This window comes from Mycolicibacterium sp. Y3 (genome assembly GCF_051188035.1).
Taxonomy (GTDB): Bacteria; Actinomycetota; Actinomycetes; order Mycobacteriales; family Mycobacteriaceae; genus Mycobacterium; species Mycobacterium fluoranthenivorans.
In genome coordinates this window covers 6,128,874-6,146,713 of record NZ_JAVQLT010000001.1, presented here as the reverse complement: position 1 = coordinate 6,146,713, position 17,840 = coordinate 6,128,874, and the positions used below count along the sequence as shown (strand labels likewise).

Below are 17,840 nucleotides of genomic sequence, written 5' to 3'. Positions count from 1 at the left end.
CAGAAGGCTGGTCGGCTGGTTGTTGTTTTCGCCCTCGAATCGCCGCTGCCAGCGAAGTTATCCCGTTCTGCGCGAATCACGCGCAGGTGACCGTTACTCGGAGCGATTCGCCCAGCTGGGGCGGTAAGCCCCCGCTCCGGTGACTGGCGTCACTGACGCAGCCGTCCCCGAACGTCTCGACAGTTAGTTAATGCAATGCTAACTTCAGCCGAGTTAGCATAGGCAAACTTAAGGAGACGGCAGGCGGCTTTGCGCCCCTGTACGAAGGCATATGGATAAGGTCAGTGGCACGCTCACGCCGAGCGCAGCAAGAGCGCGCGTCGACCGCGACGTCGCGAGCAGGTTCGCGACCTGTTGTCGCGCGCTGGGGTTGTCGGTCAACGATCGGCAGCGTCCGGCCGACCTCGCGGCCGCGCGATCGGGTTTCACCGAGCTGACTCGCATCGCCCGGGACCAGTGCGACGGCTGGGTCGGTCTGGCCGCTGCCGGTGCGGGCATCGGCCAAGACGCCCCGCGCGTCATCGAGACCATCTGGCGGACCGCGGCCACCTTCGGTGTCCTCCAGCGCGAGATCGCCCTGGAGCCCGGCGCACTCGGTTTCGTCTACGACACCGGGCTGTATCTGCAGTTCCGGGCTGCCGACCGCGACGATATCGAGCTGGCCTACGCAGCCTCCCTTGCCGACCGGGGCGAGTTCGCCGCCGCCGACCAGCTGGCCGCGGCGCTGGCCGAGCGCCGGCCGCACTGGCTGCAGGCGCGGTGGGTCCGGGTGGCGATCTTCCACCGGGCCCGGCGCTGGTCCGATGTGGTGCGTCTGCTCACCCCGGTGGTCAACGCCCCGAATCTCGAGGACCACTACGCGCACGCGGCCCGCGTGACCCTGGGGATCGCGTTGGCCAACCTGGCCATGTTCGCGCCGGCGATCTCGCACCTGGAGAACCCCGACGGCCCCGTCGCGGTGGCTGCCGTCGACGGCGGGCTGGTCAAGGGCCTGTCGTTACGGGCCCAAGGTGAAGCGGACGAAGCTGCCGATGTGCTGGCCGCGCTGTACGCCGCCAACCCCGAGCATGCCGGAACCGAAGAGGCGCTGCTGGATTCGTCGTTCGGCCTGGCGACCACCACCGCGGCGCGCATCGACGCCCGCACCGATCCCTGGGACCCGGACACCGAACCCGGGGAAGGCGATTTCGTCGATCCGGGTGCCAAGGAGCGCAAGGCACACCTGCTCACCGAGGCCGAAGCCGAACTGGCCGAGTTCATCGGCCTCGACGAGGTCAAGTACCAGGTGGCCAGGCTCAAGAGTTCGGTGGCCATGTCGATCCGGCGTCAGGAACGCGGACTGGCCGTTGCACAGCGCACCAACCATCTGGTGTTCGCCGGTCCGCCCGGTACCGGCAAGACCACGATCGCCCGCGTGGTCGCCAAGATCTATTGCGGCCTGGGTCTTTTGAAGAAGGAGACGGTGCGCGAAGTGCACCGCGCCGACCTCATCGGTCAGCACATCGGGGAGACCGAGGCCAAGACCAACGCGATCATCGACAGCGCCCTGGACGGGGTGTTGTTCCTGGACGAGGCCTACGCGTTGGTGTCCACCGGCGCCAAGAACGACTTCGGCTTGGTGGCCATCGACACGCTGCTGGCCCGCATGGAGAACGACCGCGATCGGCTGGTCGTGATCGTCGCCGGCTACCGCGCCGACCTGGACCGATTCCTGGACACCAACGAGGGTCTGCGCTCGCGTTTCACCCGCAGCATCGACTTCCCGTCCTACAGCGCACCGGAACTGGTCGAGATGGCCGTCCGGATGGCCGAGAAGCGCGACAGCGTCTTCGAGTCCGCCGCCCATGACGAGATGGAGGCGCTCTTCGCCCAACTGGCGGCGAGCAGCACCCCGGACGCCGATGGTGTGGCGCGCCGCAGCCTGGATATCGCCGGTAACGGCCGTTTCGTACGAAACCTTGTCGAGCGTTCCGAAGAGGAACGCGAATACCGATTGGACCACATGCCGCGACCGAGCGGCCCGGCCGCCGATTCCGACGACTTCACCGACGAAGAACTGATGACGATCACCGCCGACGACGTCAACCGCTCGGCCGGCCCGCTGCTGCGTGGCCTGGGACTGTCGGTGCCTGAACAATGACCGATAACAACCATGACGGTCGCCGCGAATTCGCCTCGCGCACACCGGTGAATGAGAACCCCGACCGGGTCGCCCACCGGCGTGGATTCGTCACCCGGCATCAGGTGTCGGGCTGGCGGTTCATGATGCGCCGGATCGCCTCCGGTGTCGCGCTGCACGACACCCGGATGCTGGTCGATCCGCTGCGCAGTCAAAGCCGCGCGGTACTTGTCGGTGCGCTCGTGGTGGTCACCGGCCTGGCCGGCTGTTTCGTGTTCTCGCTGATCCGTCCCGGCGGAGACGCCGGCGGCTCCACCATCCTCGCCGACCGCGACACCTCCGCGCTGTACGTACGCATCGGCGACGTGGTGCACCCTGCGCTGAACCTCACCTCGGCCCGGTTGATCGCCGGTCAGCCCGATAACCCGACCCTGGTCAAGAGTGCCGAGATCGACCGCTTCGCCCGCGGCAACCTCATCGGCATCCCGGGAGCGCCGGAACGTATGGTGCAGAACACTTCCCGGCACGGGGAATGGACCGTGTGTGACGCAGTCGCAGGCCCCGCACCGGGAGTCACCGTGGTGGCCGGCACACCCGACCAGACGGGTGAGCACGCCACGGCGTTGCCCTCCGATCACGTCGTGCTGGTGCAGAACGTCGGTGGTGTCCATGCCGGCACGTGGCTGCTGTGGAACGGCAGGCGCAGCCCGATCGACCTGGGCAGCCGGGCCGTCACCGATGCACTCGGTCTGGGTACCGATATCCCGGCGCCCCGGGTGATCGCACCCGGTCTGTTCAACGCCATCCCGGAATCGGCACCACTGGTGGCGCCGGCGCTGCCCGGCGCCGGAACCCCGCCCCGCTTCCCGCTGCCGGTGCAGGCACCGATCGGTGCTGTGCTCGCGGCATACCAGGCGAATAACGACATCCGCTACTACGCGGTGCAAGCCGATGGCCTGCAACAGATTTCGTCGGTGCTGGCGGCGATGCTGCGCAACACCAACTCCTACGGCCTGCAACAGCCCCCGAGACTGGGTGCCGATGAGGTGTCGCGGCTGCCGGTGGCCGCCGGTATCGACACGGCCGCCTATCCGTCCGATGAGGTCACCCTGGTCGACACCGCGGCCGATCCGGTGACGTGCGCCTCCTGGTCCAAGCCGGCCGATGCCACCGAGAGTTCACTGACGCTGCTGGCCGGCGCCGCCCTGCCGCTGCCGAGCGGACTGCGCACGGTGGACCTGGTCGGTGGTGGGAACGGATCCACCGCCAACCGGGTTGCCCTGTCCCCGGGCAAGGGGTACTTCGTCCAGTCGGTGGGTTCTGACGCCGGCGCGCCGCAAGCGGGTTCGTCCTTCTGGATCAGTGACACCGGGGTGCGCTACGGCATCGACACCACCGGTGACGCCAAAGCCGTTGCCGCGCTGGGCCTGATCTCGCCACCCGTGGCGATCCCGTGGTCGGTGCTCACCCAGTTCGCCGCCGGACCGACGCTGTCGCGCGCCGACGCCCTGATCGCCCACGATGCGCTGCCCGCCGACCCGAAACCTGCCGCGGTGAACACCGCCCGCGAGGGAGACAACTGATGAGCCGCTTGATCTTCGAGGCCCGGCGGCGCATCCCCGCCCCGGAGGTACGCAAAGGCGCGATCACCATCGAGGCGCCGCCCACGTTGCCGCGGCTGGTACCGCCGTCGCTGCTGCGCCGCGTGCTGCCGTATTTGATCGTCATCCTCATCGTGGGCATGATCGTCGCGCTGGTCGCCACCGGGATGCGGTTGATCTCACCGACGACCCTGTTCTTCCCGTTCGTGCTGCTGCTTGCCGCCACCGCGATGTACCGGGGCTCGGACAACAAGCTGCGCACCGAGGAGGTCGACGCCGAGCGTGCCGACTATCTGCGTTACCTGTCGGTGGTGCGGGACAACGTGCGCGCACAGGTGCAGTCCCAGCGGGCGGCGCTGGAGTGGTCGCATCCTGATCCCGAACTGCTGGCCGCTGTTCCGGGCACCCGCAGACAGTGGGAACGCGACCCGCATGATCCGGATTTCCTGGTGCTGCGGGCCGGACTGCACGACGCGCCGTTGTCGGTCGCGCTGCGCGTCAAGGATGCCGTCGATGAGGTCGATCTGGAACCGGTGTCGCACACCACGCTGCGGGGTCTGCTCGATGTGCACCGCACCGTCCGTGCGGTGCCCGCCGGAATCGACCTGGCCAAGGTTTCCCGCATCACGGTGCTCGGGGATCCCGCCGAGGTCCGGGATGCGTTGCGGGCGTGGGTCGCTCAGGCGGTTACCTGGCACGACCCCGCGGTGCTCGGCGTGGCGCTGGCCACCCCCGATCTGGAGGGGCCGGACTGGTCGTGGTTGAAGTGGTTGCCGCACAGCGATATCGCCGGCGCGGCCGACGGCGTCGGACCGGCACGCTACCTCGCGACCAGCGCACCCGAACTCGGTGGCCTGCTCGCGCCCGTGCTCACCGACCGTGACGCGTTCACCGGCGACGCGCTGCCGTCGGGCAAGCACCTGCTGATCGTGCTCGACGATCCCGAGATCGATCCCGACGATGTGCTCGGCCGCGCCGGCGCGGCCGGCGTGACGCTGGTGCACCGCGGTGCAACCGAGCCGCACCGTGAACAGTATCCGGATCCGGAGCGTCCCATCCTGAAGGTGGTGCACGGCAAGATCCTGCGGTGGGGCAGTGCGGGCTGGCAGCCGTTCGTCGACACCGCCGATGCGTTCTCCGCCGCGGCGGCCACGCACCTCGCCCGCGGGTTGGCGCGTTGGGACTCCAATCCGGACCAGGCGCGTTCCGCCGGCTCCGGCGCGTCGACGTTCACCACGCTGTTCGGTATCCCGGATGCCTCGGCGCTTGATATCGCGAGCCTGTGGGCGCCGCGTGACCGCGATGACGAGCTGCGGGTGCCCATCGGGGTCACCGCCACCGGTGATCCGCTGGTCTTCGATCTCAAGGATGAGGCCGAGGGCGGCATGGGTCCTCACGGCCTGATGATCGGTATGACCGGGTCGGGCAAGTCGCAGACCCTGATGTCGATCCTGTTGTCGTTGTTGACCACTCATTCCGCCGACCGGCTCATCGTCATCTATGCCGACTTCAAGGGTGAGGCGGGTGCCGATATCTTCCGGCACTTCCCGCAGGTGGTGGCCGTCATCTCCAATATGGCCGAGAAGCGTTCGCTGGCCGACCGGTTCGCCGACACGTTGCGCGGTGAGGTGGCCCGTCGTGAACAGCTGCTCAAAGAAGCGGGCCGCCGGGTCCAGGGCAGTGCGTTCAACTCGGTGACCGAGTACGAGGCCGCCCAGAAATCGGGCGTGCCGGGCGCCGTTGATCTGGCTCCCATCCCGACGTTGTTCGTGGTGGCCGACGAGTTCACCCTGATGCTGGCTGAGCACCCCGAGTACGCCGACCTGTTCGACTATGTGGCACGCAAGGGTCGATCGTTTCGGATCCACCTCCTGTTCGCGTCGCAGACGCTGGATGTGGGGCGGATCAAGGACATCGACAAGAACACCTCGTATCGCATCGGCCTGAAGGTGGCCAGCCCGTCGATCAGCCGACAGATCATCGGCACCGAGGACGCGTTCCACATCGAGTCGGGCCGCGAGCACAAGGGTGAGGGCTTCCTGGTGCCCGCGCCCGGGGCGACGCCCATCAAGTTCCGCAGCACCTACGTCGACGGGATCTACGACCCGCCGCGTACCGCCCGTTCGATCGTCGTGGCGGCCACCCCAGCGCCCCAGCTGTTCACCGCGGCACGGGTCGAGCCGGCACCCGACACCGTCATCATGTCCAGCGAGCCCGAGGAGGTGCCGGTCCCGCGCAAGCTCATCGCCACGATCGGTGACCAGCTGGCGGCGTACGGGCCGAAGGCGCCGCAGCTGTGGCTGCCCCCGCTGGATGAGCCGATTCCGCTGGCCGAACTGCTGGGCCGTACCGGGGCAGCGGCGAGCGCAGCCGCGGGAAGTGGCTTCGCCGAACAGCGATTCCAGTGGCCGCTCGGTGAGATCGACAAGCCGTTCGAGATGCGCCGGGACACACTGGTGTTCGCGGCCGGCTCGGCGGCCGGCAACATGCTGATCCACGGCGGCCCCAAGTCCGGCAAGTCGAGCGCACTGGCGACGTTCATGTTGTCTGCCGCTGCCTTGCACACCCCGCGTGAGGTCAGCTTCTACGTGCTGGACTACGGCGGCGGGCAGCTTGCACCGATGGCCGATCTGGCCCACGTCGGCGCGGTCGCCACACCATTGCAGCCCGAGCGGATCCGACGCACCTTCGCCGAGCTGGAACAGCTGCTGCGGCAACGACAGCAGCGCGGCGCGGTCAACCGGCCCGGCACCTACGAAGACGGTTACGGTGAGGTCTTTCTGGTCATCGACAACCTCTACGCGTTCAGCCGGGACAATGTCGACACGTTCAACACCCGTAACCCGTTGCTGGCCAAGGTCACCGAACTGGTCAACGCCGGCCTGGCCTACGGGATCCACGTGGTGATCACCACGCCGAACTGGCTTGAGGTCCCGCTGGCCATGCGCGACGGTCTCGGTCTGCGCCTGGAGCTCAAGCTCAGTGACTCCCACGACAGCAACGTGCGGGTGGTCGGGGCGCTTCGTCGGCCCGCCGACGGCGTACCGGCCGAGCAGCCGGGGCGCGGGCTCACCATGGCCGGCGAGCACTTCCTGTTCGCCGAGCCGGATCTGCGCCTCATTCCCACGATCAATGCCCGCTACCCGCAACTGCGTGCGCCCGAGGTGCGGTTGCTGCCCAGTCAGCTTCCGCCGACTGCGTTGGGCCCGTTGTACGTCGGCCCGGAACAGGTGGTCATCGGTCAGCGCGAAGAGGACCTGGCGCCGGTCGCGATCGATTTCGCCGCGCATCCGCTGATGATGGTGTTCGGCGACACCCGCTCGGGCAAGACCACCCTGCTCCGGCATCTGATCCGCACGATCCGGGACAACTCGACGCCCGACGGGGCCGGGGCGAGCGGAGCGACGGGGAATGGTGTGGCGTTCACCGTCGTCGACCGCCGGCTGCAGATGGTGGACGAGCCGTTGTTCGCCGACAACGAGTACACCCCCAACATCGACCGGATCACCCCGGCGATGCTTGGGTTGGCGGCGCTGATCGAGGCGCGGCGACCACCGGCCGGGCTGTCCCCACAGGAGCTGCGCAACTGGCGTTACCAGGGACACACCCACTACCTGATCATCGACGATGTCGACCAGATCCCGGACGGCCCGGCGGTCAGCGGACCCTATGTCGGAGCGCGGCCGTGGACCCCGCTGCTCGGCCTGTTGTCCCAAGCCGGGGATCTGGGACTGCGCGTGATCATCACCGCGCGGGCCAGCGGCTCGGCGCACGCGGTGATGACCGCGCCGTTGCTGCGCAGGCTCAACGACCTGCAGGCGACGACCGTGATGCTCTCGGGCAGCCCCGCCGACGGCGGCAAGCTGCGTGGTCACCGTTTCCACCGCCTGCCGCCGGGACGGGCCATGCTGCTCGGTGACAGTGAGGTCGCCACCTATGTCCAACTGGTGAACCCCTTCGTCCCCGAACATGTTTCGGGGATCGCTTCGAACGGAAAGGAATACAGCTGATGACCCTGCGTGTCGTTCCCGAAGGACTGACCGCCGCGGGCGCCGCGGTCGAGGCGCTGTCCGCGCGGCTGGCCGCCGCTCACGCCGCTGCGGCGCCGATGACCAACGCCGTGCTGCCGCCGGCCGCCGACCCGGTGTCGCTGCAGACCGCCGCAGGTTTCAGTGCCGCAGGCGCCGAACACAGTGCCCTCGCGGCGCTGGCCGTGACCGAACTCGGCCGGGCCGGTGCCGGTGTCGCCGAATCGGGGGCGAGTTACGCCGCCGGGGACGCCGCGGCCGCTTCGTCGTACCTGATCGCGCGCGGCTGATATGACAACCCCCGTCGCTTCGCTCGCCCCGGTCCTGACAACCCCCGTCGCTTCGCTCGCCCCGGCATGACCGCCCCCATCTGGATGGCCCTGCCACCCGAGGTCCATTCGGCGCTGCTCAGCAGTGGCCCGGGACCGGGGCCGTTGCTCGCCGCCGCGGGGGCCTGGCAGTCTCTCAGTGCCGAATATGCATCCGCGGCAAGTGAACTCAGTGCCACGCTGGGCTCCGTCGGCGCTGGGTCGTGGCAAGGTCCCAGTGCCGAGCAGTACATCATCGCGCATCAGCCGTACCTGATGTGGCTGGCTCAGGCCGCCGCCGACAGTGCGGTCGCGGCGGCGCAGCACGAGACCGCGGCGGCCGCCTACAGCACTGCTCTGGCCACCATGCCCACGCTCGCCGAACTGGCCGCCAACCACGTGGTGCACGGCGTGCTGCTGGCCACGAACTTCTTCGGTCTCAACACCATTCCCATCGCGGTGAACGAAGCCGACTACGTCCGGATGTGGATCCAGGCGGCCACGGTGATGAGCGGATATCAGGCGGTGTCGGCGGCGACCGTGGCGGCCACGCCCACACTGCAGCCGGCGCCGATGCTGCTCACCCCGGGTATCGGCGAAGCGGGTGCGGCCACCGCGACGGCCACCCAATCGGCGGCACAGGCGCAGGCCGTGAATTCCGGTACGGCGCTGGATAGTTCGAACTCCATCGTCAGCTACCTCGAGCAGTACATCAAATCGCTGCCGGGCGGAGATCTGATCTGGGATTTCCTGCAGAACCCGTTAGGGACCACCCGGCAGATCATCCTCGACTTCCTCACCAACCCGGCCGGGGCACTCGTGCAGTGGGGGCCGCTGCTGGCCGCTCTGCTCTACCAGGCGATCCTCCAGCCGGTGGGGTGGGGAACCTGGATCGGGGTGGCGATCGCGCCGTTCCTGCTCCCCGTGCTGGCCGGCGTCGGCCTGGCCATGCTCGGACTGCTCGCCCTGCTCCCGCAGCCCGATGTGCCGGTCGACACGACACCCGCACCGGCTCCGCAACGGTCCGACCAACCCAACGTCTGGCCGGTGGCCGGCGTGGCCCCGACCGTCAGCACGCCCACGGGATCCCCTGTGGGGGCGCCGGCCGGAACGGCCCCGGCGAGCGCACCGGCGCCGGCGCCGGCCGCGGCGACCACCGTCGCCTATGCGGTGCGCGGCGGTGACCCGGGCGAAGGGTTCACGCCGGTGATCCGCGACCAATCCGCAGCCAAGGCGCCGGCTTCGGGTTCGGCGGCCGCGGTGGGCTCCGCGGCGGCGCTCTCGGCAGCAGAACGGCGCAAGCGCCGCCGCAAGAAGGAAGCCGAGATCAAGGACTTCGCGTACGCCGACGAATACCTGGACTACGGCGAAGGCGAACAGCGCCCACCCGCCCCACACCGATCCGACCCGGCGGTACGTGCTTCCGCCCGCGGGGCCGGGCCGATGGGCTTCACCGGCACGCTGGACGGTGAGACGGAGAGGACCGCGGCCGCCGGGCTCACCGAGATGAGCGGCGACCAGTTCGGCGGGGGACCGGTCAATCCGATGCTGCCGGGCAACTGGTCCGCAGAACCTGAAGGGGGACAACGTAACTGAACGCAACCGGAGACTGTCACTCCATCTGATCAGCACATCCGAGAGGAAAATCCATGAGCATGCTCGACGCACACATCCCGCAGATCGTCGCCTCTGAGTCGGCGTTCGGCGCCAAGGCCGCGCTGATGCGCAGCACCATCGCGCAGGCCGAGCAGGCCGCCCAGGCCTCACAGGCCTTCCACATGGGCGAGTCCTCGGCCGCGTTCCAGGCCGCGCACGCGCGCTTCATCGAGGTGGCCGCACGGGTCAACGCACTGTTGGATGTGGCCCAGGCCAACCTGGGTGACGCCGCCGGCACCTACGTCGCGCAGGACGCGTCCGCCGCCACCACCTACACCTCCATCTAACCCACCAGCCGACCAGGAGAACCACATGTCGCAGATCATGTACAACTACCCGGCCATGCTGGGGCTCGCCGGCGAGATGGCCGGTTACGCAGGCGCTCTGAACGCGGTGGGCGCCGATATCGCCGCCGAGCAGGCCGCGCTGAGCGGCGCCTGGCAGGGCGACACCGGTATGACGTACCAGGCGTGGCAGGCACAGTGGAACACCAGCATGAGCGAGCTGGTCCGGGCCTACCAGGCGATGGCCAGCACCCACGAGACCAACACCGTCGCGATGAACGCCCGCGACCAGGCCGAGGGCGCCAAGTGGGGATAGATGGCTGCTAACGCGGTCGAGCTGACCGTCGAGCAAGCCTGGTACCTCGCCGAACTGACCGGCTCCGGCTCGTTCCCCTGGGTGCTGGCCATCACGCCGCCCTACAGCGATTCGGCGGCGGCGGAGGGATTCGCCGCCGACCGTGTCGCCGAGCTCACCGAGCTGGGTGTGCTATCCGGCGGTGGTGCTGTCAACCCCGCTGTCGCCCAGTGGATCCGAGTGAGCTGCCGGGCCCGGCAGTGGCTTGAGATCCGGGTGGTCAGTGCTGACGGCAACATGCTGCGCGGCGTGGTGGGCCGCCGGGGCGAGCGAAGCGACGGGAAGATAGCCCGGGGCGAGCGAAGCGACGGGAAGGTAAACCAAGGCGAGCGAACCGTCGTCGCGCTGCGCAGCGGAGGGCTGGTGACGTTCACCGAGATGGACATCGCACATCCGCACGACCTGGTGCCAGTACTGACGGCAGGGCTCACGGCGCGGCGCGCGGCCGACTTCGACGAATTCACCGTCCCCATGCGGGCCGGGGCGCGAGCCGACGAGAGGCTGCGCGGAGGCGCCGAACTCGCCGAAGTAGTTGAACACCTGGGCATCCCGCCTTCGGCGCGAGCGGTGGTGGAGGCGGTCTTCACCGGACCGCGCACCTATGCCGAGATCGTCGCAGGCGAACACCGCGACGGGTACCGGGTGAGTACCGAGGTGGGGGTCGCCGTCGTCGACTGCACCGCAGGCCGCCTGCTGGTCCACCCCACCCAGGCGTTCGACGGCGAGTGGGTGTCGACCTTCGCGCCCGGGCACACGTCGGCCATCGCCGCCGCGGTGGACCGGCTGACCGCCTCCCTGCCGGGGGGCTCATGGTTTTCTGCGCCCGCCGGCAGCGACCAGATTCCCGCCACCTTGCTCCATAGAGATTTCGACCAGAGAACGGAAAACCGATGCCCGACAACACTGTGATGCCGATCGTGCGGGTGGCCGTGCTGGCTGACTCCGGCCGGCTCACCGAACTGGCGTTGCCGGCCGAGCTGCCGCTGCGCGAGATCATCCCGGCCATCCAGCACACCGTGCTACCCGCCGATGACGATCGCGAAGGCACGCTTGCCCGGCTGAGCCTCGCGCCGATCGGCGGAGCGCCGTTCAGCCTGGATGCGACCCTGGACACCGTGGGGGTGGTCGACGGTGACCTGCTGGCCCTACAGCGGATTCCGGCCGGCCCCGCGGCACCGCGCATCGTCGAAGATATCGCCGACGCGGCCGTCATCTTCTCCGCAGCACGCGAACGAGCCTGGGGTGCCGCACAGATTCAGCGTGGTGCCGGTGCCGCGGTGATCGCGCTGCTGTTGCTGGCCACTGCGCTGGCCGCGACATTCCGCGTCAGCACCGGGCATGCCGGCGGGCTGTTCACCCTTGCCGGTGTTGCCGTCGCGACCGTCCTGGCAGCCCTGGTGGCCCGGGCCCGGTTCCGCGGATTCAGTACCGCGCTGGCGGTGACGGCGCTCGTTCCGGTGGCCGCGGCGTTCGCGCTGGCGGTTCCCGGCGAGTTCGGCGCCGCGCAGTTACTGCTCGCGGCGGCCGGTGTGACCGCATGGTCGATCATCGGCATCGTCGTGTTCGAACGTGCCCTCGCGACCTTCACGGCGGCCGCGGTCACCGGCTTCGGAGTGCTGCTGTTCGCCGCGCTGGGCAGTGTGTGGGAGCTGACCGATATCAGGATCGGCTGCGGCTTGATCGTGTTGGCGCTACTGGTCACCGTGCAGGCCGCGCAACTGGCGGCGTTGTGGGCCCGGCTGCCGGTCCCCGTCATCCCGGCTCCGGGGGACCCGACGCCGTCGGCTCAGCCGTTACGGGTGCTGGAGGATCTGCCGCGCCGGGTCCGCGTCACCAACGCGCATCAGACGGGCTTTCTGGCGGCCGGGGTGCTCCTGTCGGTGGCCGGCTCGGTGATTCTGGTCGGTGGCCCCGCGGTGTCGCCGTGGGCGTGGGTGCTGGTGGTCGCCGCGGCAGCGGGCACGGCGTTGCGTGCCCGAGTGTGGGATTCGGCCGCCTGCAAGACCTGGCTGCTGAGCCATTCGTTCCTGGTGACCGCCGTGCTGCTCGTCGTCCTGCTGGTCACCGGCCGCTACACCGCGGCGTGGTGGGCCCTCGGCGTCCTGACCGTCCTGGTGACCGCCTGGGTGCTGGTGGCGCTCAATCCGCGGATCGCGGCACCCGAGACCTACTCGCTGCCGGCCCGGCGCCTGCTCGGGTTCGTCGCCGCCGCGGTGGACGCCTCGGTGATCCCGCTGGCCGCCTACCTGCTGGGCCTGTTCGAATGGGTCCTGAATAGGTGAGCGGATTGCGTGTCGGTTCGGCAGTGCTCGGCGTCGTCGGGGCCGTGGCGCTGCTGATCAGTCCCTCCGCGGGCGCCATCACCCCGCCGGCGGTCGATGATCAGATCGTCCCGCCGGCGGGTGCCGCGGGCCCGGTGCAAGCGATGGCCCTGCGCAGTCCCTGCGTTACCACCGGTGTGCTGCCCGGTGGCGATCCTGCCGCGGTGAACCCGAACCAGTTGGCACTCAACCTGTCCGATGCCTGGAAGTACAGCCGCGGTGACGGGCAGACGGTGGCCGTCATCGACACCGGCGTGCACCCCGGGCCCCGGCTACCCAATGTCGAAGCGGGCGGCGACTTCGTCGAATCGACCGACGGCCTGACCGACTGCGACGGTCATGGCACCCTGATCGCCGGATTGATCGCAGGCCGGCCCGGCCCCGACGGATTCTCCGGTGTTGCGCCCGGCGCCACCCTGTTGTCGATCCGCCAGACCTCCGCGCACTACTCACCGGCGCAGCAAGGTGAGGATCCCGTGATCACCCGGGCCACCATCGACATCGCCACCCTGGCCCGCGCGGTGGTGCGGGCGGCCGACCTGGGCGCTCGGGTGATCAACATTTCCGCGGTGACCTGTGTGCCCGCCGACAGCACCGTCGACCAGGCCGCCCTGGGCGCGGCCCTGCGTTACGCGGCAGTGCAGAAGGACGCCGTCATCGTCGCGGCCGCCGGTAACAGCAGCTCCACCATCGGTACCGGAACATCCTGCACGACAAACCCATTGACGGACCCTGCCCGACCCGATGACCCGCGCAACTGGGGTGCTGTCACGTCGGTGTCCATCCCGTCCTGGTGGCAGCCCTATGTGCTGTCGGTGGGCGCGCTGACCGGCGCCGGCGCGCCGGCACCGTTCAGCATGGCCGGGCCGTGGGTGGGTATTGCCGCACCCGGACAGGACATCATCTCGGTGAGCAACGGTGCCGACGGCGGACTGGCCAACGGAATGCCCGATGCCAAAGGTGAATTGGTGCCGCTGCGCGGCACGAGTTACGCCGCGGCCTATGTGTCCGGGGCGGCGGCGCTGGTGCGCGCCCGATTCCCCGAGCTGACCGCTGAACAGGTGATACGCAGACTGACCGTGACCGCGCACGGCGCCGACCGATCGCCGTCGAACCTGGTGGGTGCGGGCAGTATCGACCCGGTGGCGGCATTGACCTGGGATGTCCCCGGCCCGGGAGGTGCGGCGCCCACGGCGAAAACCGTTGCGGGACCGCCCGCCCCGGCGCAGAAGGACCTCACGCCACGGACAGTCGCATTCATCGGTACGGGCGCGCTCGCGCTGCTCGTGCTGGTGGTGGCCGCGATCACCGCCCATCGACGGAAGGACAAAGCCGCATGACGGCCCGACTCACCCTGGCGCTGCTCTTCATCGTTCCGGCCGCGCTGGCCTACCCGTGGCAGACCGTCACCTCACGCTGGGTGCTCGGCGCGGCGGTCGCCGTGGTGGTCATCGTGTTCGCTTGGTGGCGTGGTGAATTCGTCACCACGCTGCTGGGCCGGCGGTGGGCGATCCTCGCTCGTCGGATCCGCACACCACAACCGGCTGCCGCGCCCGCCGGCCGCGCCTCCATTCTGCTGCGAATCGAGGCCTCCGACGTCGATGAACTGCCGGTGCCGCTGATCGCCGGCTATGCCGATCGCTACGGTCTGCGCTGCGACAAGGTACGGATCACCAGCCGCGATGTCGACGGCCGGCGGCAGACCTGGGTGGGGCTGACCCTGGCCGCCCAGGACAATCTGGCCGCGTTGCAGGCTCGTTCGGCGCGGATCCCCTTGTATGACACCGCCGAGATCGTATCCCGCCGCCTGGCCGATCACCTGCGGGAAAGCGGCTGGACGGTGACCGCCGTCGAAGGCGGCCAGCCGGATCCGGTGCAGGCGGAGGCGAGGGAATCCTGGCGGGCACTGTCCGACGGCGCCGGGTTCGTCTCCGCGTACGCGATTCCGGTGCAGAATCTGCCGGAGGTGCTGGCGTCGGTATGGGCCCATCCCACGCTGGAGACCTGGACCGCCGTCGAGTTCGGCCCCGATACCGCCGCGGCGCTCGTTGCCCTGCGCACCGCCGAGGCGCCGGCCAGTTCGGCGCCGGTGCCGGGGCTGGTCCGCCTGGGCGGTCGGCAGCGCCCGGCTCTGGATGCGCTGAATCTCCATGCCGCCCAGCGGCTCGACGGTCATAGCCCGGCCGGCGCGGATCTGGCCGGCAGACTGAGCTGGCCGGCAGGTGCGCAGCAGGCCCAGGTCAGAACATGAACGGGTGCATGAAACGCGTCATCCGGCGCAGGTAGTCCGGTTGGCTGACGTGCAGGATGTGGTTACCCGGGAACCAGTGGAACGCGCAGCGATCCCAGTGCCGCCACAGGATTTCGGCCTGCTGCGGCGGCGCAAGCCTGTCACCCAGTCCGGCGATGATCAGACGGCGGTCCCGGGCTACCAGCGGCTGGTAGTTCAGTGGTGAATGGAACATGGTGGCGGCGTCGGACTTGGCCTTGTCGACGCGGGCGATCCGGTTGCCCAGCGACACCAGCTTGTTGGCCGGGAACCAGTCGTCGAACGCCGCTTCCGGGGTGACCACCGGGACGTTCGGGATGACCGTCTGGATGCGGTCGTCGACACTGGCGATGAGTGCGGAGGTGTATCCACCGAGCGACATGCCGGTCAGCGCAATGCGATCGACCCCGGTGTGCTCCAGATAGTCCAGTACCGAACGGAAGTCGTGCACGGCCTGGGCCATCGCCTCGGCGAATCCGGCCATACCGTCGGCGAAGTACCCGTATCCGCTGTAGGGCGAGCCCTTTTCGGCACGCGGGCCGTGAAACGGCAACGTGTAGAGCAGCACGTCGTATCCCGAGCGGTAGAACCAGGGCAGTGCGAAGAACATCCCGTTGAGCAGATAGGGCGACCCCATGAAACCGTGGATCACGCACAGCGTCGGGTGCGGTCCGTCCTTGTGCACCCAGTGCTGGGCGTGTACCACGTTGTTTCGGGTGTAACCCCGGCGCTGATCCCGGAGTGCGGGATTGATCGCCTCGAAACTGCTCTGGAACCGGAGGTTGCGCACCTCGCCGTGCGCCATCCAGGTGGCGACGGGGTTGGCCGGGCGCGAGGACACCCGCGCCGCGGCGGTCGGCGCCGGGAACGACAGTTCCGGATCGTGTTTCGCGGCCAGATCGATGTAGAAGTCCAGCGCGTGCTCCTCGGCGGCCACGCGCGACGGGTGCCGTGCTGCTCCCGCGAGCCGGGGCAGCATGGCCGCGCCGACGATCGAGGCGATCGTGGTGCGCAGCCCGAGATCGGCGATCGCGGAGGCGTCGACGACGAGTTTCTGCTGCCAGGTCAGGTCGACTCGGCGGGGCAGGCCGCGGGCGGTCGCGTCGGCGCCGGCGACATCGGGGACAGGAATCGGAGGGACCGGGGGAGCCTGGAATGGTTCGGTCACGACCCCGATGCTAGCGGCAGCCGGCTCAGTGAAGTCCGAAGATGCGGGCGGCATTGTCGTGGAAGACCCCGCGCAACCAGTCGTCGTCGATACCGGGCAGCCGGGTCAGTGCCGTCATCGCGTCGGCATAGCCGTACGGGATGTTCGGGAAGTCGCTGCCCCAGAGGATCCGGTCGCCGCATCCGCGTAGTCGCGGGTACTCGCGGGCGGGGAAGGGCATGGTCTCCTCCGAGAAGGCGGTGAACGCCATCGTGGTGTCCAGATACACCCCGAAACGTTCGGCCAGGTCCAGGAATTCGGTGTACTCGGGCATGCCCATATGCGCCACGATGAGCCGCAGCCCCGGGTGTCGCTGCAGCAGCGCCCGGACCGGGCCGGGACCGGTGCGCGCGCCTGGCTGCGGCCCGGACCCGCAGTGGATGACGATGGGGGTGCCGGCCTCGGCGAGCACACCCCACACGCCGTCGAGCAGCGGATCCGTCGGGTCATAGCCGCCCACCTGCACATGGGCCTTGAACACGCGGGCACCGCCGGCGATGGCCGCACCGACGTATTCGGCCGCGCCGGGTTCCGGGAAGAACGTCGCCGTGGACAGGCAGTCCGGCGTGTCGGCCGCGAACTGTGCCGCCCACTGGTTCAGCCACGCCGCCATCGCGGGCTTGTGCGGATACACCAGTGAGGTGAACGCCAGGACTCCGAACGAGCGCAGCGTCTGCAGCCGGGCTTGCTCATCGCTGCGATAGGTGATGGGCCAGGGCCGCCCCACCAGCGGGCCGGCGGCGTCGAAATACTGCCAGACCTTGTCCATGACGTTCTTGGGCATGAAGTGTGTGTGTACGTCGAAGATGCCGGGCAGCCCGAGGGCCTCCCAGATCTGGCGCACCGAAGTCGGTTCGTCCATCGCCTGAGAACATACTCACGGGCTCGAGGGGCACAATCGGGGATGTGTGGAATCCCGACGTGTACCTGGCGTTCGCCGATCACCGCGGCCGCCCGTTCTTCGATCTGCTGTCGCGGGTGGCGGCCGAGAGCCCGAGGCGGGTGGCCGACCTCGGCTGCGGACCCGGCAACCTCACCGCGACCCTGAACCAGCGCTGGCCGGACGCGCAGATCGAAGCATGGGACTCATCGCCGGAGATGGTGGAGAAGGCCCGCGAGCGGGGCCTGGACGCCAAGGTCGGCGGGATCGAGGACTGGGCCCCGCAACCGGATACCGATGTGGTGGTGTCCAACGCCGCACTGCAGTGGGTGCCGCGACACCGCGATATCGTGCTGCGGTGGGTGCGTCAGCTGGCGCCGGGATCGTGGCTCGCGTTCCAGGTGCCAGGTAACTTCGACGCACCCTCGCATGAGGCGGTCCGCGAGGTCGCCCGGCGGGAGCCGTTCGTCGAGGAACTGCGGGATATGCCGTGGCGGGAGGCCGATGTCGTCGGCACGCCGGTCGAGTACGCCGGCCTGCTCCGCGACGCGGGCTGCACGGTGGACGTCTGGGAGACCACCTACATTCACGAATTGCGCGGTGACACACCGGTGTTGGACTGGATCACCGGGACCGCACTGACCCAGGTGAAGGCACGGCTGTCCGGTGAGTTGTGGGAGCAGTACCGCAACGAGATCATCCCGGTGCTCGCGCAGGCTTACCCGGTACGCGCCGACGGCAGCACGTTCTTCCCGTTCCGGCGGATCTTCGTGGTCGCCCAAACCCGGTGATTTGTGGAGCCCTAACCGGAA

14 protein-coding genes are annotated in these 17,840 nt (G+C 69.1%); 12 read left to right on the top strand and 2 right to left on the bottom strand.

All coding sequences use genetic code 11. The features are described from left to right. The first annotated feature begins 271 nt into the window (after positions 1 to 271). From eccA to eccE, 11 genes are all read left to right on the top strand, one after another. Positions 272 to 2,140: a type VII secretion AAA-ATPase EccA gene (eccA, locus tag QN239_RS30015; protein WP_499016037.1), complete on the top strand. Its 1,869-nt coding sequence runs from the start codon at positions 272 to 274 to the stop codon at positions 2,138 to 2,140. Continuing rightward, positions 2,137 to 3,702 carry a type VII secretion protein EccB gene (gene eccB / locus QN239_RS30010; RefSeq protein WP_499016034.1) on the top strand — a complete coding sequence of 522 codons (1,566 nt, stop codon included), beginning with the start codon at positions 2,137 to 2,139 and terminating at the stop codon, positions 3,700 to 3,702. The genes eccA and eccB overlap by 4 nt, the downstream gene beginning before the upstream one ends. After that, on the top strand, positions 3,702 to 7,730 hold the full coding sequence (gene eccCa, locus QN239_RS30005; RefSeq protein WP_499016031.1) for a type VII secretion protein EccCa: 4,029 nt from the start codon (positions 3,702 to 3,704) through the stop codon (positions 7,728 to 7,730). The genes eccB and eccCa overlap by 1 nt, the downstream gene beginning before the upstream one ends. Next, positions 7,730 to 8,038, top strand: a complete 309-nt coding sequence (locus QN239_RS30000; protein WP_499015931.1) for a PE family protein — start codon at positions 7,730 to 7,732, stop codon at positions 8,036 to 8,038. The genes eccCa and QN239_RS30000 overlap by 1 nt, the downstream gene beginning before the upstream one ends. A 66-nt stretch (positions 8,039 to 8,104) precedes the next feature. Then, positions 8,105 to 9,652, top strand: a complete 1,548-nt coding sequence (locus tag QN239_RS29995) for a PPE family protein (RefSeq protein WP_499016030.1) — start codon at positions 8,105 to 8,107, stop codon at positions 9,650 to 9,652. A gap of 53 nt (positions 9,653 to 9,705) precedes the next feature. Then, entirely contained in the window at positions 9,706 to 9,999 is a 294-nt protein-coding gene (locus QN239_RS29990; protein WP_167156113.1) for a type VII secretion protein EsxS, read from the top strand. A 25-nt stretch (positions 10,000 to 10,024) separates the two neighbouring features. Beyond that, complete coding sequence (locus QN239_RS29985; protein ID WP_090358481.1) at positions 10,025 to 10,312, top strand: WXG100 family type VII secretion target; 288 nt, start codon at positions 10,025 to 10,027, stop codon at positions 10,310 to 10,312. Next, on the top strand, positions 10,313 to 11,260 hold the full coding sequence (locus QN239_RS29980; RefSeq protein WP_499016027.1) for an ESX secretion-associated protein EspG: 948 nt from the start codon (positions 10,313 to 10,315) through the stop codon (positions 11,258 to 11,260). Further along, a complete protein-coding gene (eccD, locus tag QN239_RS29975) occupies positions 11,242 to 12,633 on the top strand; it encodes a type VII secretion integral membrane protein EccD (protein ID WP_499016024.1) in 1,392 nt (463 codons plus the stop codon). The genes QN239_RS29980 and eccD overlap by 19 nt, the downstream gene beginning before the upstream one ends. Beyond that, complete coding sequence (gene mycP, locus QN239_RS29970) at positions 12,630 to 14,012, top strand: type VII secretion-associated serine protease mycosin (protein ID WP_499016022.1); 1,383 nt, start codon at positions 12,630 to 12,632, stop codon at positions 14,010 to 14,012. The genes eccD and mycP overlap by 4 nt, the downstream gene beginning before the upstream one ends. Continuing rightward, positions 14,009 to 14,923, top strand: a complete 915-nt coding sequence (gene eccE / locus QN239_RS29965) for a type VII secretion protein EccE (protein ID WP_499016021.1) — start codon at positions 14,009 to 14,011, stop codon at positions 14,921 to 14,923. The genes mycP and eccE overlap by 4 nt, the downstream gene beginning before the upstream one ends. Here the strand turns inward: eccE and QN239_RS29960 are convergent. Continuing rightward, complete coding sequence (locus QN239_RS29960; RefSeq protein ID WP_499016019.1) at positions 14,913 to 16,163, bottom strand: alpha/beta hydrolase family protein; 1,251 nt, start codon at positions 16,161 to 16,163, stop codon at positions 14,913 to 14,915. The two genes, eccE and QN239_RS29960, sit on opposite strands and share 11 nt — an antisense overlap. Continuing rightward, entirely contained in the window at positions 16,135 to 17,010 is an 876-nt protein-coding gene (locus tag QN239_RS29955; RefSeq protein ID WP_499016017.1) for an amidohydrolase family protein, read from the bottom strand. Before QN239_RS29955 ends, QN239_RS29960 begins: the two co-directional genes overlap by 29 nt. A 44-nt stretch (positions 17,011 to 17,054) precedes the next feature. Here QN239_RS29955 and QN239_RS29950 point away from each other — a divergent pair, with 44 nt between their 5' ends. Continuing rightward, positions 17,055 to 17,819, top strand: a complete 765-nt coding sequence (locus QN239_RS29950; protein ID WP_499016015.1) for a trans-aconitate 2-methyltransferase — start codon at positions 17,055 to 17,057, stop codon at positions 17,817 to 17,819. Positions 17,820 to 17,840 lie beyond the last annotated feature (21 nt).